The sequence below is a fragment of the uncultured Phascolarctobacterium sp. genome, from assembly GCF_905212365.1.
GTDB lineage: Bacteria > Bacillota > Negativicutes > Acidaminococcales > Acidaminococcaceae > Phascolarctobacterium_A.
On record NZ_CAJMEH010000051.1, the window covers coordinates 1 to 15,955 of the forward strand.

The following is a 15,955-nucleotide window of genomic DNA, read 5'->3' on the forward strand; positions in this document are numbered from 1 at the left end:
CCATTGGCAGCTGGCGCAGCAGCTTGGCGTGACCCGCCTGCACCTGCCGCTGAAAAATTTACTTGCGCTGCCGCCCTCAAGCCGCAGCTTTTTCAGCGACATCAGCGTTTCCGTCCACAGTTTGGAGGAAGCGCGGCAAGCCGTAGAATGCGGCGCAACGCAGCTGGTCGCCGGGCACATTTACGCCACAAGCTGCAAGCCCGGCCTGCCGCCGCGAGGGCTGGATTTTCTGCGCCAAATCTGCCGCAGCAGCCACATGCCGGTTTACGCCATCGGCGGCGTAGGGCTTAACGCCGCGCAATGGCAGGAATTGCGGGAGTGCGGCGCCGCAGGAGCCTGCATTATGTCGGCCTATATGCAAATTTAAAAAACGCAGAGAATTTTGCGCCGCCTCCCAGCGTCAGATTTTTGAGTCTGACTTCGCGGGGACCGGTACATTTTTCTCTGCGTTTTTGCTTGCGCAAATTTAGTTTTTAAAAAGAAAAAAGGACTGCCTTTGGAAAAATCCTCCGGCAGCCATAAAATAAGGGAAAGCGTAAGGAAGAAAAACGCCGTCTGCGTGCAGCGTTTTAATTGCCGCGTACATATTCACGCGGCACTCGCGGACTTACATTGCAAACGATTTCATAGCAAATGGTATCCGCCCATTCGGCGACCAGCTCCATCGGCAGCTCGCGGCCGCCAAAGACGACTACCTCGCTGCCCAGCTGCACTCCGGGAATATCCGTAACGTCCAGCATGACCTGGTCCATGCAGACCTTGCCCACAATGGGGGCCCGCATACCGTTAATCATCATATAGCCCTTATTGGACAAGCGTCGGCTCACGCCGTCGGCATAGCCGATGGGCACGGTGGCGATAACGCTTGTGCGGGGCGTAGTATAAGTGCGGCCATAACCGATGGTATTACCGGCAGGCAGCGTTTTGACAAAGCTGACCTGGGTTTTTACCGTCATGACCGGTTCAAAATTTTTGTAGCAATCTATCATATGCGCAGGATGCAGGCCGTACAGGGTTATGCCCTGACGCACCATATCCAGCTGATATTCCTGCAGCTCCGTCAAAGCGGCGCTGTTGGCTATATGGCGAATGGGCACATGCACGCCCTCGGCTTCGATTAAAGCCAAGGCCTCCTGAAAGCGGGCGAACTGATACGCGGCATACTGCTTATCGTCGGCGTCAGCCGTAGCGAAATGAGAAAAGACGCCTTCGATATAAATTCCCGGCAGCGAAGCGGCCAGCTTGGCAAAGCGTCCGGCGTCGCGCACATGCACGCCGATGCGGTGCATACCGGTATCCACGGCAATGTGAATTTTCGCCCTGGTATGCAGCTTCACAGCCGCCGCATTTAATGCATACAGCCTTTCTTCGTCAAAAACCGCATGACTGATATCGTAGCGCACGCAAATATCGGCCACCTCCGGCAGCAGCGAGCCCAGCACCAAAATAGGCTGGTCAATCCCGGCGTCGCGCAGCTTGATAGCCTCCTGCAATAAAGCGACTGCAAAAAAATCAGCTCCGTTGCGCGCCGCCTCCTGAGCCACGCGCACCGCGCCATGACCGTAGGCGTCCGCCTTAACCACGGCGCACAGTTTGGTAGTCGGCTTGAGGTTGGCCTTGGCCGTCTGCACATTATGAGCTATAGCGTCAAGATTAATTTCCGCCCACGCGCCGCGCTGAATATGCATGTAATCGCCTCCTGCCTGAAGATACTCAAAAAATAAGCCGCAGACAAAGCGTTCTTGCTGCGGCGTTAGTTCACACTACAGTTTTCGGCTGACGCCAGTAAACAAACTGTATTATAAGAATATATCTTGTAGATGATTTTGTCAATGATATAATGATATTTTATTTTTTATGTGAAGCACAGCCCTTGGCATAGGGGCAGTCCTGACAGCCGCCGCAGCGCCTCTGGCCGCCGTACTTTTTGCCAAAGTAACGGCGCGCCGCCAGCACCAGCAGCAGAGCGGCTGCCGCGCCTGCGATATAATATGCCATAGCCGTGCCTCCTTAATTTTATTCCTTGCCTGCCAGCTTTTTATAGCCGTCCAGGCGTTCCTTAGCGTCCTTTTCCGTCTTCTCAAACAAAGCCTCGGCAGTGTCGGGGAACATCTTTTGCAAGGAGCTGAAGCGAACCTCGCCCATGAGGAACTCGCGGAAGTTTTGCGTCGGCTCCTTGGAATCCAGAATGAACGGATTCTTGCCTGCTGCCTTCAGCTCCGGATTGTAGCGATAGGTTGCCCAGTAGCCGCAATCCACAGCACGCTTTTCTTCCAGCTGGCTGCAGCCCATGCCCACCTTCAGGCCGTGGTTGATGCAGGGCGCGTAAGCGATAATCAGGGACGGGCCTTCATAAGCCTCGGCCTCGGCAATAGCCTTCAGCGTTTGGTTCTTATCTGCGCCCATAGCTACCTGAGCCACATAAACGTAGCCGTAGCTCATAGCCATCATGCCCAAATCTTTCTTCTTAGTCTTTTTGCCGCTGGCAGCGAATTTGGCGATAGCGGCAGTCGGAGTGGATTTGGAGGATTGACCGCCGGTATTGGAATAAACCTCGGTATCGAATACCATGACGTTAACATTCTCGCCGGAAGCCAAAACATGATCCAAACCGCCATAGCCAATATCGTAAGCCCAGCCGTCGCCGCCGAAAATCCAGTGGCTGCGTTTTACGAAGAATTGCTTTTCAGCATACAGAGCGGCGCATTTATCGCAGTCGTCCTTGTATTTTTCCAAAGCTGCGGTCAAAGCGTCGGCGCGCTCGCGAGTGCCTTCGCTCTCGTTCATATGCTCCAGCCAAGCGGTAGCAGCCTCGCGCAGGTCTGCGGGGGCCTGTTCCAGCGGCATAGCCTTAATCATTTCGGCTACGCGCTCGCGGGATTGCTTAACGCCCAGGAACATACCCAAGCCGTATTCGGCGTTATCCTCAAAGAGGGAGTTTGCCCAGCTGGGACCATGACCGGCGCAGTTTTTGGTGTACGGCATGGAGGGAGCGGACGCGCCCCAAATGGAGGTACAGCCAGTAGCGTTGGCAATCATCATACGGTCGCCTACCAGCTGAGTTACCAGCTTAGCGTAAGGAGTTTCGCCGCAGCCTGCGCAGGCGCCGCTGAATTCCAGCAAGGGCTTTTCAAATTGAATGCCCTTCATAGTCTTTTTATTTAAAGGATTATCCTTAGGCGCAACGGTATGCTGGCTGTATTCCCAAGCTTCGGTCTTAGGCAGCTGGCTTTCCAGCGGCTTCATAACGAGAGCCTTGGCTTTGGGAGCCGGGCAAACCTGAGCGCAGTTGCCGCAGCCGGTGCAGTCCAAAGGCGAAATAGTAATGGCGAAGTTCATGCCCTTAGCGCCGATAGCAGGCTTGGACGGCAAGGTTGCCGGAGCCTCGGCAGCTTCTTCCTCCGTCATCAAAACGGGACGGATAGCTGCGTGCGGGCAAACAAAGGCGCACTGGTTACATTGAATGCAGCTGTCAATCTGCCATTCGGGAACGTTGATAGCGATGCCGCGTTTTTCATAAGCGGAGGTGCCGCTGGGGAAGGTGCCGTCGGCATAATCCTTAAAGGCGCTGACGGGCAGCTTGTCGCCCTCCAGGCGGTTCATGGGAACCAGCAGCTTATCTACGAAATCATTGCCGGTAGCGGCGGCGACAGGAGTATCGGCAGCCTCGGCCCAGGAAGCGGGAACATCTACCTTGACGATAGCGTTGATGCCCTTGTCGATAGCAGCGTTATTCATATCGACGACGTTCTGGCCCTTCTTGCCGTAGGAATGCTCTACGGCGTCCTTCAGATACTTCACAGCATCATCCAAAGGAATAATATCAGCCAGCTTGAAGAAAGCCGACTGCATAATCATGTTGATGCGACCGCCCAGGCCGATTTCCTGCGCAATCTTCACGGCGTCGATAATATAGAATTTAACATCGTTCTCGGCAATGTAGCGTTTCAGCTGGCCGGGAAGCTGTTCGTCCAGCTCGTCCGCAGTCCAGGTGCAGTTGAGCAGGAAGGTGCCGCCCTTTTTCAGGCCGGAGGTAACGTCATAGCCGTGAACATAGGACTGATTATGCACGGCTACAAAATCGGCTCTGTCGATAAGATACGGAGCCATAATCGGCGTATGACCGAAACGCAGATGGGAAACGGTTACGCCGCCGGACTTTTTACTATCGTAGGAGAAATAGCCTTGAGCGTACATATCCGTATAGTCGCCGATGATTTTAATAGCGCTCTTATTAGCGCCGACAGTACCGTCGCTGCCCAAGCCCCAGAACTTGCAGGCTTTAGTGCCGGCAGCAGTTACGTCCACGCCCTCAACTCTGGGCAGAGAGGTATGGGACAAATCGTCGGTAATGGAAATAGTGAAATTGTTTTTCGGCTCGGCAGCAGCCAGATTATCAAATACGGCCACGATATCGCCGGGCAGCAGATCTTTGGAGCCTAAGCCGTAACGGCCGCCGATAATCAACGGCTGGCGGTCGCTGGTGTAGAAAGCGGCGCGCACGTCCAAATACAGCGGTTCGCCAAAGGAGCCGGGCTCTTTGGTGCGATCCAGAACGGCAATGCGCTTTACAGTCTGCGGAATAGCGTCCATAAAATGCTTTACGCTGAAGGGACGATACAGATGTACGCACAGTACGCCGACCTTTTTTCCTTCGGCATTGAGCGCTTCCACAACGGTGCGCGCGGTTTCCGTGCTGGAGCCCATGGTAATGATGATATTTTCAGCATCGTCAGCGCCGTAATAATTAAACAGATGATATTCGCGGCCGGTCAGCTCTTTAATTTTGCCCATATATTCTTCCACGATTTCCGGCAGCTCTTCATAATAGCTGTTGACAGCCTCGCGGGTTTGGAAATAAATATCCGGGTTCTGCGCCGTGCCACGGATAACAGGATTATCCGGGTTCAAGCCGCGTTTGCGGAACGCTGCAACGGCATCCTTATCCAGCAGCTTAGCCAGATCATCGTAATCCAAAACCTCGATTTTTTGAATCTCATGGGATGTACGGAAGCCGTCAAAGAAATTGAGGAAGGGCACACGGCCTTTAATAGCGGATAAATGCGCTACGCCGGCTAAATCCATAACCTCCTGCACACTGCCTTCGGCCAGCAGGGCAAAGCCGGTCTGACGGGCGGCCATAACGTCCTGATGGTCGCCGAAGATGGACAGAGAGCTGGTAGCCAGCGCGCGGGCAGATACATGGAATACGGCGGGCAGCAGCTCGCCGGCCATTTTATACATATTAGGAATCATCAGCAGCAAGCCCTGGGATGCAGTGTAGGTAGTCGTCAGCGCGCCGGATTGCAAAGAGCCGTGCACTGCGCCGGAGGCGCCGGCCTCGGACTGCATTTCCAACAGCTTAACTGATTGACCAAAAATATTCTTTTTGCCTTGAGCAGACCATTCGTCTACTACCTCCGCCATGGGAGAGGACGGCGTAATGGGATAAATTGCGGCAACATCAGTAAAAGCGTAAGAGATATACGCAGCGGCAGTGTTGCCATCCATAGTTTTCATTTTGACCATTAAATTCCCTTCTTTCCAAATGTACTTCTAAATTATAAATTAAGCGCTTGACCTTATTCAGAGCCGGTCCTAATCCGGCCGACACATTTAGTATACACTATTCGTTGTGTTTTGTAAAACCAAAAGCCGCAGTAAACGATGATGTATACAGAATTTTTACAAGTATGGCTTGAATGTAGCATAAAAAGCTCCGGCAGGAACCCCACCGGAGCTTGATCTTTTCATTTTACGATTGTTACGGGAACGGTCGCGCCCTCCAAAACCACCTGGCTGACGCTGCTGCGGAACAGCCCCTCCAGCACGCCCATGCCGCGGCTGCCCAAAACGATGCCGTCGCATTTTTCCTCCTGCACCGTCTGCAGAATATTTTCGGCAATATTGCCGCCGTTTTCCAGCAAATAGGTACAGTCGATATTTTTCGCCAGCATCATAGCGTGAGCCGAATCCAGCACCTCGTCGCCTATCTGGGCGTACAGGCAATCGCCGTCGGCTGCAACGACAGGCTGCGTATGATGTCCCGAAGAAACCGTCATGACCACCAGACTGCCCCCGCTCAGCGAAACTAAAGCGCAGGCGTATTCCAACGCTCTCCAAGAATAATCCGTACCGTCAATCGGTACCAAAATGCGGCGCAGCATTTTATTTCACAATGAGAACGGGAACGCTGGCATACTGGGATACCTTGGAGCTTACGCTGCCCAGGAAAAATTCGGCAATGCCGGACAGACCGCGGCTGCCAATAACGATAGCGTCGGCGTTGGCCTTTTTCGCCAAAGCGATAATGCGCTCGGATGGATGCCCTACCTCCAAAGTAAATTCAATTTTATGGGGATAGTCGGCCAATCTTTCTTCGGCCATCTCCAAAACTTTATCGCCAACCTTTTCCAGCTCGTTATTGCCCTGAGTAATAGTAGCGTGATCTAAAGGAACCGCCAGCAAAGCGGCGTTATTATACGGTTGAATTACGTTTACTACCAGCAGCTCGCTGGCAAATTTTTCACCCAGCTGCACAGCTGTGGACAAAGCTCTCCAAGAGCCCTCGCTGCCATCAACAGGAATAAGAATTTTCGTAAACATATAAAGCACCTCCATAGTGTTGCATTAGCTATTTGCCAAACGAAAGATGCAGCTCAAACATCCTTATACTATATTATTCTGTTTGCAGCGGCGTTTTTCCTGCTTTTTTATTTGCCGCCGCGATTTTTTCTTGCGGCGTGAATGCGCGCGGATTTTTTGCTGAACTTTTTCGGCTCCGCTGCCAGCTGCGCCAGCTCGCTGGGAGATTTTTTAGCTTCGGCAAAGTTTTCGCCCTTAACAAAACGAAAGTACAGCGCGATAGCGGCGCAGGCCAGCAATGGCAGACCGCCGACCAGATAACGGTAGCCGCTGGGCGCGGCCATCGTAATAAAATCATAGATAACGATGCAGGCGGGCACTAAAATAATCTGTCCCAGCCGCGAAGCGAAACCCTCCTTGCCCATAAAGCGCACTACCATGCCATAAGCTAAAAAGGCCACGCTGAAGGACACAAAGGACATAAACACCAAGAACGCAAAGAATTCAAAATTCACTCTTTAAACACCTTCCTTAATATTGCCTGCGGATAAAATTTTCAGTTCTCGGCAGCGCGGCGGCCAATAACTCGCGCCGCCCACACGCCGCTGGCACTGGCCTGGCTCAGACCGCGGGTAATGCCTGCGCCGTCGCCCACAGCGAACATATTGGGAATCTTCGTTTCCAAATTGCCGTCCAGCTCCAAACGCGCGCTGTAGAATTTTACCTCCACGCCGTACAGCAACGTGTCGGCATTAGCCATACCGGGCGCAATCTTATCCAACGCATAAATCATTTCAATAATATCATCTAGCTGGCGTTTAGGCAAGACCAAGCTTAAATCTCCCGGCGTTGCGCTCAGCGTCGGCTTGGTAAAGCTCTTAAGCAAACGCTTTTCATTAGTCCGGCGTCCCTTTACCAAATCGCCGAAACGCTGCACCAAAACGCCGCCGCCCAGCATATTAGAAAAAGAAGCGATGCGCTTGCCGTATTGCAGCGGCTCGTGGAATGGCTCGGTAAATTTGCTGCTGACCAGCAAAGCGAAATTGGTATTCTTGCTGTGCAGTTTGGGGTCGCGGTAGCTGTGGCCGTTAACAGTGATAATGCCGTCGGTGTTTTCCGCTACCACATAGCCGTAAGGATTCATGCAGAAGGTGCGCACCATATCGTTATAAACCTGGGTGCGGTACAAAATTTTCGCCTCGTACACCTCGTCCGTAATGTGCTTGAACACATCGGCCGGAACCTCGACGCGCACGCCGATATCCACCTGATTATTAATAAAGCTTAGGCCCATTTTGCGGCACTGCTCCGTATACCATTCCGCGCCTGCGCGTCCCGGCGCGGCGATGAGATATTTGCAGCGCACATTTTCGCCCTTAGCCGCAGCCAGCTCGAAGGTACCATCCTCCAAGCGCACGATTTCCTCCACCGCCGTATTGCAGCGGATGGTAATTTTATCGCGCAGAAACTTATAAATATTTTCCATAATCACCAGATTATTTTCCGTGCCCAGATGGCGCACCTTGGCGTTGAGCAAATGCAAATCGTAACGCAGCGCCTTGCGGCCGATATCGCTGTTCTTAGTGGTAAAATATTCGCCGGGAGCGCCGTGACGGCAGTTCAGCTCGTCCACATAATCTATCAGCTCGATAACCTGTTCCTCCGGCAGGTATTCGTTAAGCCAACCGCCAAATTCCGTCGTAAAATTATACTTGCCGTCGGAAAAAGCTCCGGCGCCGCCAAAGCCGCGCATAATGCTGCAAGGCTTGCAGTTAATGCAGTGGTCAACCTTTTTAGCCGCCAAAGGGCAAAAGCGTTTGTCAATATCGTTGCCCGCCTCCAGCAGCGCCACCTTCAGCTTCGGATACTTCATCACAAATTCATAGGCTGCGAAAATTGCGGCCGGACCGCCGCCGATAATAGCTACGTCGTACATGCTCATTCTCCTAAATGTCATAATGCTTTTTCTCGTCGCCCAAGGGTTCGTCCTTCTTCGGATTATTCTTGAACAAATTAATATTTTTCTTGGCGCTGGCCAAAGCGTCTTCGTACACAGTTTTAAAGGCGCTCATATCCTTGGGCTTACCGGCCTTGAGCCATTCGGTAACGACGCGGCCCAAAGCGTAGGTAGTGCCTACGGCCACGGGAATCTGCAGCGGCGCAAAGGGAATCAAGGTCGTCAGCGTACTGCCGACAAAATACGCGCCCAAGCTGCCCAGTACGCTGACCGCAGCCTGCTCGCTGATTTCTTCGCCGTAAGCCTTGCCTAATTTTATAATCAAATATATTTCGTTGGCAATCAAGCTCATAGTACCCAGCAAAGGCGCCACTACAATTACTCCTGCGCGGGCTGCCGCCCAACGGCACAGCGATTCCGCTTCTTCCTCGCGCATCCGGTCGTCGATAACCTCCACAGTCTTTGCCTCCTCCGCTTCGTTCTGCCGTTTTTCCTGTTCCATGATTGCGCTCCTTTCTGAACATCACGAAAAACCGCAGTTCAAAATCTGGACTGCGGTTTTCATTTTTACACCTTATTCTTACTTTACTGCTGTTGTTGCTGCTGCTGCAAATTTTGCTGCGCCAATTGTCTTTCCTTTTGCGTTTTCGGAGGAGCGCCAACCATACGGTCGCCGTAGCCGCGCTTCCGCATATAATCCGTCACCATGAAAGTGCTTTCCTGAATCGTCACTAAAGCGTTAGTAGCGTTCTTTTCCAGGAAGGGCAAAATCTTATCGATATTTTCACGGCTGTCCACAATTTCTACGACAACGGGCAAATTAGCGTTGCCGCTGATAAAGGTATTGACAGCGCGTCCTACGCCGCGCATCTTAGTAGCAAAGCCTTCGACTCCCTTAATGACAGTGCCTCCTGCCAGGCCAAGCCGGTGCGCTTCGCGCATGATAGCCTTATACAAAGGCACGTCGTTATAAAGCACATCCTCGCCGGTATAAACTTTTAAAAACGTCGTTTTATTGAACTCAAAAGTCATTAGCGTCACCCCCAGAGTAAATATTGCTAACTTATTTTTATTTCATTATAGCACGTTGCGTTTCTCGATGTAAGCAGAATTTGTAAAGGAATTTAGAATTTAACAAAAATGTAATAGAAAATACAGAAATTTTTCTATTACATACCCCGCCAGCCGTTAATCAGCATCATTACGGCTCCGGCTAAAACTATCATCAACGACAGCCTGCGGAACAGCTCCTGATTAAGCCTGTAAAACATGCGCTCGCCTGCCATAATGCCTGCGATAGTTCCCGGTACCATCGTATACATATAGTTCCAGTTTTCCACAGTACCGATATTGCCTGCGAAATAGCTGACAACTACCATCAGCATACCAGTCAGGCCAAAAATCCAAATCATATTGGCGCGCATCAAGTTTTTTTCCGTATGCTCATTCAAGAAGTACAGCACCAACGGCGGTCCGCTGACGCTGGTACAAGCGCCAAAAAAGCCGCTTAAAAAGCCTGCGCCCAACCTGCCGCCGGTTTGACTGCTGATTCTTACCGTGTACTGCCTGCTCATCAAAAAGGTAGCCAGCAGCAGCACCACGCCTAAAAAGATTTCCATATGGCTCACAGAAAATTTATGCAGCAGCATACTGCCCGGAACCATGCCGACCAAGCTGCCGACGGAGGTAGTCAGCACCGTGTTCCAATCGAACTGGCCCCATACGCGATACATAGTTAAAATACGCAGCACCACGGTCAGCACCAGAATAAAGATAATGGCCCATTTTACCGGCATGATAAGCGACAGTAGCGGCGTCGCCACCAATGCGAAGCCAAAGCCGGAAATCGTCGCAAAGAAAGAGCCGAGAAAAATTATGCCTCCCGCCAGCAGTAAATTTTCGATATCCATAAAGCCTCCAAAAACAGCGGCAGACAGGAAAGCTTTGCAGGCAGCTTACGCCGTCTGCAAAGCTCCCCCTGTCCGTCCTTTATTTCTTCTGCGAATCCTGTTCCAGCAGATAGGTCCAGCCGTCCTCCTGCCTGATTTTTCCTTCCTTCATCAGATGCCCCAAAGCGCGCTTAAATGCCGCCTTGCTGATGCCAAATTTCTGCTTGATGATTTCCAGCGGCGTAGTATCGCAATAGGGCATACTGCCGTTACGCTTTACCAAGAAATCGTAAATATCCTGTGCGTCGGCAATCAGAGCGTTTTCCTTCTGCAAGCGCATGGATACGTTAATGCGCCCATCCTCGCGGATATAGGTAACGCGGCAATTTACCTGCTGGCCGAAGTCCAGCCGTCCTCCCGGCACCTCGCTGCGGTGCAGAAAGGCTAAGAAGCGTTGGTCTGTCAGAATAAAAAAGCCTTCGGGCAGAATATTATAAATAGTGCCCGTTACCTTATCGCCCACCTTTAAGCCTGTTGCCGGTTTAGAGGCGCGCACCATATCCTCCTCCACCCGCATGGTAACTGCCGGGCGGCCGCTTTTATCGCGGTACAGCTTCACCCACACCAACTGCCCCGGCACTACATGGCCGCGCATTTGGCTGTAAGGCAAAAACACGCCGCGTTCCGCGCCGATGTCCACAAAGCCGCCGTCGCGGGTAACGCTGAGCACACGCACATAGCCCAGCTGGCCCTCGCGCATTTTAGGCAGGTTCATGCTGGCGGTCAGGCGCTTGCTTGGGTCCAGATACAAGTATACCTTAACCTCGTCGCCTATCTGCAACTCCTTAGTCTGCTGTTGCTTATGCAGCAGAATGTCGTCGCTAGTATTGCCGGTGGCGGCGTCCAAAAAAGCGCCCATTTCACCTAAGCGCACTACCTTCAGCGTAACCACGTCTCCGGGACGGTATTTGGTATTATTCTGCGGAGCCGCCGGCTTACGCCCAAAGCCCCTTGTATTATCATTCATTGCTATTCTCCACAAAGGCCTCGGACGGAGCGTCGGCCCACAGCTGCTCTAAATTATAAAAATCGCGTTCTTCCTCCAAAAAGACGTGAGCCACGATGTCGCCGTAGTCCAGCAGAATCCAACGGCCGTCGGCATAGCCCTCCTTGTGCTTGGGGAAAACGCCGTCCTCGCCCAGCTTATCTTCAATATTATCGGCAATGGTTTTTACCAGATTGCTGTTGCCGGCGCTGCAAATTACATAATAATCAGTTACAGGGGACAAGCCCTCCATATTCAGCAGCAAAATATCCTTTGCCTTTTTATCGTTAGCCGCAGCGGCAATTTTCGTTGCGATTGCTTTAGTTTCCATTTAATGTCCTCCTTTTAATCCTCTATCCATAATGCCTGTGGCATTTATTGCTTTTCCTTATCAAGCTGGTCCCTGTCCAGCGGCTGTAAATGCTCGACAGGAGTTTCCTCGGCCGCGGCCTGTTCCGCAGACTGCTCGTTGGCTGCATCCTCCTTCTCATAGGGAATGCCCAGCTCCTCCAGCGACTTATTCACAGACTCCTGGTCCGCAGCCCAATAGCTGACGCCGCTGCTGTCGTCAAATTGGCCATACAGCATGCAGATGCGCACCTTATCGTCGCCGAACAGCTTAAAGCTGTTGGCTGCCTTGAGCATCGTCACCGTATTCAGGTCGGTCTGGATATATTTATCCAGCGCCGCCAGCAGACTGCTGACCTTAGTCATATTCTGTACGGAAAACATCTGCTCCGCCGCAGCCTTTAAAAACTTTTGCTGCCGCTGCACACGGCCGATATCGCCCAGCTCGTCCTTGCGGAAGCGCACATATTTGCCCGCCGTCTCGCCGTCCATATGCTGGTAGCCATGCTTAATATCGATGACCAGATCGGCGTAGGGGTCCTCGTAATACATATCCTTATCCACATAGATATCGACGCCGCCGATAAGGTTCACGATGTCGATAAAGCCGCGCCAATCTGCCAAGCAGTAATAATGGATAGGCACTCGCAGCAAATTCGCCACCGTCTGCTTAGCCATTACCGCGCCGCCGTAAGCATAAGCCGCGTTGATCTTATCCGGGTCCTTATGCCCCGGCAGCACCACCTTGGTATCGCGGGGGATGGAAAGCACCGCCACCTTGTTCTGCTGCGGGTCAAAGCTCAGCAGAATAACGGCGTCCGTCCGCTTAGGCTCCGATTCGGCAGCCTCGCTGTCGCCGTCGTCAATGCCTAAGAGCAGCACGTTAATGCGCTCGTTAAGCTTTTCATTCTGACGGATACTGTCGTCAGCCGCAGCAATTTGTGCCTGGGGCGGGTTAATCAGGTTATCGTAAATCCAAACGCTGCACCAAAATAGCCCTGTGCCAAATAATCCAATCAGCAGCAAAAAGCACAGCAGCCTGCCCCAGCGCAGCTTGCGCTTTACGCGGCGCGGATGCTCCTGCTGTCCGTTAGTCTGTTCTTCCATAACAACACCCGCCTACCGCTTTTTCGCTGCCAAAAGCAGCTCGTTATAGCCGCTGATGCAGTGAGGATGAATCAGCTGCCCCTCGTCCAGCAAATAACGGATAGTATTCCCGTAAGCCAGCAGCATGGCCTTGTCCAAATCCTTACGCGCCAGCCTGCGCAGCTCCTCCACACCGGGAAAATCGCGGCCCGGCTCCACCATGTCGGCCAAAAAAACCACCTTGGCCAAAGGCGTCATCCCGTCGATGCCCGTAGTATGGTACAGAATGCCGTCCAAAATTTCCTGATCGGCCACGCCGTACTTGTGCATAGCGTTATAAACGCCGATTTTAGCATGGAGCAAAATCGGCTGCTGCAGCTCCACCTCGTCAACTGGCAGTCCCAGCTCCCTGGCCTTAGCCACGCTGTCCTTGCTGCCTACCTCACGACCGCAGTCATGGAGCAGTGCGGACACCGCAATCCTCTCTACCGGCAGCTTATGCGCTGCGGCGAGCTCCAGCGCCGTTTCATAAACATTAACGGAATGCCTGTACCGCTTGGGCGGCAAAGATTCCTTTAAAACACGCTTCATTTCTTCCAGCTTCATCATTTATAGTTTCTCCTGCTTTATATACAAATCATGCCGGTAAATATATTGCTCCACCGCCTGCGGCACCAATCCGGCCAAGCTTTCCTGCCGTCTGATGCGGGCGCGGATATCGGTAGAGGAAATATCGTATTCAGGCGTATCCAGCAATATGATGCGCTCCCGCGCCCGTTGCCCCAAGCGCTGCGCCACCTGCTCCATCACACCCTCGTAACCCGGGCGTCCGGCTGCCACAAAGGTAATCAGCTCCAGCATTTCTTCAATATTATGCCAAGTGTGCAGCTGCGCCACGCTGTCTGCGCCGATGATAAAATACAGCTGCTGCTCCGCATAAAGCTTATGCAGCTCCCGGATAGTATCGATGGTGTAGGACACGCCGCTGCGCCGCAGCTCCATATCGGACACAGTAAAGTATGGGTAAGCAGCCACCGCCAGTTCGGTCATGGCATAACGCTCCTCCGCCGCAGCGAAGTACATACCCACCTTATGCGGAGGCACATATGCGGGAATAAACAGCACCTGCGACAGCCCCATGCGCCGGTAAACGGCCTCTGCCATTTGCAGGTGTCCCATATGAATCGGGTCAAAGGTTCCGCCCAATATGCCAAGCTTGCCGCCAGCCACAGCCATCCTCCTCACGCTCAGCCGCCGCTCTTGCCGCGGCAGCCGGCTTCATTGTACATGGGCTTGCGCCGCATCTACTCTATCATTTTATTATATCAATCACAAAGCAATTCTACAACCTTTTGCAGCAGAATAATTACAGCTATCAGCAGCAGCGCCAGTCGCAGTCTGTCCTGCAAATCAAAAACAGTTTTAGGCCTTCTCAGAAAGTCCAAGAAGGCCTGCACGTATTCGCCGAAAGCGGCGTTATTTTTTTGCGGGCAGCGTTTATCGGGAAGATTTTTCAAATAGTTTTTCATAAGTTATTATTGAGCAGATGACGTGCTATGGCGCTTCTAAATTACTCATATCTTAAAGCGTCGATAGGATCCAACAGCGCCGCCTTCCTTGCAGGATAAATGCCGAAGAACAGGCCGATGCCCACAGAAAAGACTACCGCGATAATAATTGCCCACATGGAAATCACCGTATTCCAGCCGGCAAAATGACTGATGGCAAAGGAAGCGCCCACGCCCAGCACCACGCCCAGCGTACCGCCCACGATGCCGATAACCATGGCCTCAATCAGAAATTGCAGCAGAATATTATTATAGGTAGCGCCTAACGCCTTGCGAATGCCTATTTCCCTGGTACGCTCGGTTACGGAAACCAGCATAATATTCATAATGCCGATGCCGCCGACCAGCAGGGAGATAGCCGCAATGCAGCCCAGCAGCAGCGTAATGCTGTTGGCCGTTTCCATCATCGTATCCATAATGGCCGCCATATTGCGCACTGTAAAATCGTCGTAATCGTTTTCTTTTATCTTGTGGCGCGAACGCAGCACCTGCTCCGTTTCCGCCTGCACATCGTTAATGGTATTTTCATCCTCGGCCTGCAAGGTAATGCGCTGCACATGAGTAATACCCATCATACGGTTCTGCGCCGTCGTCAGCGGAATATAAACCACGTCGTCCTGGTCCTGCCCTACGCCGCTCTGTCCCTTGCTTTTCAGCACGCCGATAACCTGAAAGGGAGCCTTGTTGATACGCATAACCTTGCCTACAGGGTCGCCGTCCGGAAAAAGGCTGTCGGCTACGGTTTTGCCGATTACGGCTACTCTGCCGCGGCTGGACAAATCCTTCTCATTTAAAATACGTCCATCCTCTATCTCCAGAGTTTGAATCGTAAAGTTGCTGGGAGTAGTACCCTCCACGCGGCTGGTCCAGTTTTGATTCCCCGCTACCAGCTGATAGCTTTGGGTCACGCTGGCGCTCATAGCGGCGATTCCATCCACCTGGCGCACGATGGCCTGCGCGTCGTCGTAGGTCAGCTTAGCGCCCTCGCCCGCCGCCAAACGCGCTCCCGTAGCAGTGCGCCCGCCGCTGGTGATAACCAGCAGATTGCTGCCCAAGCGGGAAATATTCTGCTTGATATTTTCCTTAACGCCAAAGCCCAGGCTGACCATAGCGATAACCGCGCCTACGCCGATAATGATGCCCAACAGCGTCAGGAAGGTGCGCAGCTTGTTGGAAATCATGCCGTCCAGGGCCATTTTGATAGATTCGTTTAACATGCCGCTACCTTCTTTCGTCGCTGACCAGCCTGCCGTCGCGCATTACCAGAATGCGCTTGGTCTGCTCGGCAATGTCCGGCTCATGCGTAACCATAACCACGGTTTTGCCGCTGCTGTTCATCTCTTTAAAAATATCCATAATCTCATAGCTGGACTTCGTATCCAGATTGCCCGTCGGCTCGTCGGCCATAATAATCGCCGGGTCGTTAATCAGCGCGCGGGCAATAGCCACACGCTGCCGCTGGCCGCCGCTCATTTCC

The 15,955-nt window shown here is 52.6% G+C and carries 19 protein-coding genes; 1 reads left to right on the forward strand and 18 read right to left on the reverse strand.

What is annotated here, in order from left to right:
• Positions 1-367 (forward strand): thiamine phosphate synthase (locus QZ105_RS08055; protein ID WP_293729380.1); only part of this gene is annotated, 367 nt, incomplete at its 5' end.
• Positions 368-569: 202 nt separating this feature from the next.
• Here QZ105_RS08055 and alr read toward each other — a convergent pair.
• The 18 genes from alr to QZ105_RS08145 form a co-directional block, all read right to left on the reverse strand.
• Positions 570-1,688, reverse strand: a complete 1,119-nt coding sequence (gene alr / locus QZ105_RS08060) for an alanine racemase (protein ID WP_293729381.1) — start codon at positions 1,686-1,688, stop codon at positions 570-572.
• 160 nt (positions 1,689-1,848) lie between these two features.
• The gene (locus QZ105_RS08065; protein WP_293729382.1) at positions 1,849-1,998 is read right to left on the reverse strand and encodes a hypothetical protein; all 150 of its coding nucleotides are present in this window, start codon (positions 1,996-1,998) and stop codon (positions 1,849-1,851) included.
• Positions 1,999-2,016: 18 nt separating this feature from the next.
• Positions 2,017-5,529 carry a pyruvate:ferredoxin (flavodoxin) oxidoreductase gene (gene nifJ / locus QZ105_RS08070; RefSeq protein ID WP_293729383.1) on the reverse strand — a complete coding sequence of 1,171 codons (3,513 nt, stop codon included), beginning with the start codon at positions 5,527-5,529 and terminating at the stop codon, positions 2,017-2,019.
• A 221-nt stretch (positions 5,530-5,750) separates the two neighbouring features.
• Entirely contained in the window at positions 5,751-6,167 is a 417-nt protein-coding gene (locus tag QZ105_RS08075) for a universal stress protein (protein ID WP_293729385.1), read from the reverse strand.
• Between the two features lies 1 nt (position 6,168).
• Positions 6,169-6,606 (reverse strand): universal stress protein, encoded by a 438-nt coding sequence (locus QZ105_RS08080; RefSeq protein ID WP_293729386.1) that lies wholly within the window; start codon positions 6,604-6,606, stop codon positions 6,169-6,171.
• A 107-nt stretch (positions 6,607-6,713) separates the two neighbouring features.
• Entirely contained in the window at positions 6,714-7,100 is a 387-nt protein-coding gene (locus tag QZ105_RS08085; RefSeq protein WP_293729388.1) for a hypothetical protein, read from the reverse strand.
• Positions 7,101-7,141: 41 nt separating this feature from the next.
• The gene (locus tag QZ105_RS08090; RefSeq protein WP_293729389.1) at positions 7,142-8,542 is read right to left on the reverse strand and encodes an NAD(P)/FAD-dependent oxidoreductase; all 1,401 of its coding nucleotides are present in this window, start codon (positions 8,540-8,542) and stop codon (positions 7,142-7,144) included.
• Positions 8,532-9,044, reverse strand: a complete 513-nt coding sequence (locus QZ105_RS08095) for a hypothetical protein (RefSeq protein WP_293729390.1) — start codon at positions 9,042-9,044, stop codon at positions 8,532-8,534. The genes QZ105_RS08090 and QZ105_RS08095 overlap by 11 nt, the downstream gene beginning before the upstream one ends.
• An 83-nt stretch (positions 9,045-9,127) precedes the next feature.
• Complete coding sequence (locus QZ105_RS08100) at positions 9,128-9,574, reverse strand: DUF190 domain-containing protein (protein ID WP_293729391.1); 447 nt, start codon at positions 9,572-9,574, stop codon at positions 9,128-9,130.
• 137 nt (positions 9,575-9,711) lie between these two features.
• Positions 9,712-10,452: a sulfite exporter TauE/SafE family protein gene (locus QZ105_RS08105; protein WP_293729392.1), complete on the reverse strand. Its 741-nt coding sequence runs from the start codon at positions 10,450-10,452 to the stop codon at positions 9,712-9,714.
• Between the two features lie 79 nt (positions 10,453-10,531).
• Positions 10,532-11,458, reverse strand: a complete 927-nt coding sequence (locus QZ105_RS08110) for a S1-like domain-containing RNA-binding protein (RefSeq protein ID WP_293729393.1) — start codon at positions 11,456-11,458, stop codon at positions 10,532-10,534.
• Positions 11,451-11,807: a ribosome silencing factor gene (rsfS, locus tag QZ105_RS08115; RefSeq protein ID WP_293729394.1), complete on the reverse strand. Its 357-nt coding sequence runs from the start codon at positions 11,805-11,807 to the stop codon at positions 11,451-11,453. The genes QZ105_RS08110 and rsfS overlap by 8 nt, the downstream gene beginning before the upstream one ends.
• A gap of 44 nt (positions 11,808-11,851) precedes the next feature.
• Complete coding sequence (locus QZ105_RS08120; RefSeq protein ID WP_293729395.1) at positions 11,852-12,931, reverse strand: LCP family protein; 1,080 nt, start codon at positions 12,929-12,931, stop codon at positions 11,852-11,854.
• A 12-nt stretch (positions 12,932-12,943) separates the two neighbouring features.
• Positions 12,944-13,519, reverse strand: a complete 576-nt coding sequence (gene yqeK / locus QZ105_RS08125; protein WP_293729397.1) for a bis(5'-nucleosyl)-tetraphosphatase (symmetrical) YqeK — start codon at positions 13,517-13,519, stop codon at positions 12,944-12,946.
• The gene (gene nadD, locus QZ105_RS08130; RefSeq protein ID WP_366936023.1) at positions 13,520-14,146 is read right to left on the reverse strand and encodes a nicotinate-nucleotide adenylyltransferase; all 627 of its coding nucleotides are present in this window, start codon (positions 14,144-14,146) and stop codon (positions 13,520-13,522) included.
• Between the two features lie 89 nt (positions 14,147-14,235).
• Positions 14,236-14,439 (reverse strand): hypothetical protein, encoded by a 204-nt coding sequence (locus QZ105_RS08135; RefSeq protein ID WP_293729400.1) that lies wholly within the window; start codon positions 14,437-14,439, stop codon positions 14,236-14,238.
• A gap of 41 nt (positions 14,440-14,480) precedes the next feature.
• The gene (locus QZ105_RS08140; RefSeq protein WP_293729401.1) at positions 14,481-15,695 is read right to left on the reverse strand and encodes an ABC transporter permease; all 1,215 of its coding nucleotides are present in this window, start codon (positions 15,693-15,695) and stop codon (positions 14,481-14,483) included.
• A gap of 4 nt (positions 15,696-15,699) precedes the next feature.
• Positions 15,700-15,955: ATP-binding cassette domain-containing protein (locus tag QZ105_RS08145; protein WP_293729402.1), on the reverse strand; the 256-nt coding region annotated here is incomplete at its 5' end.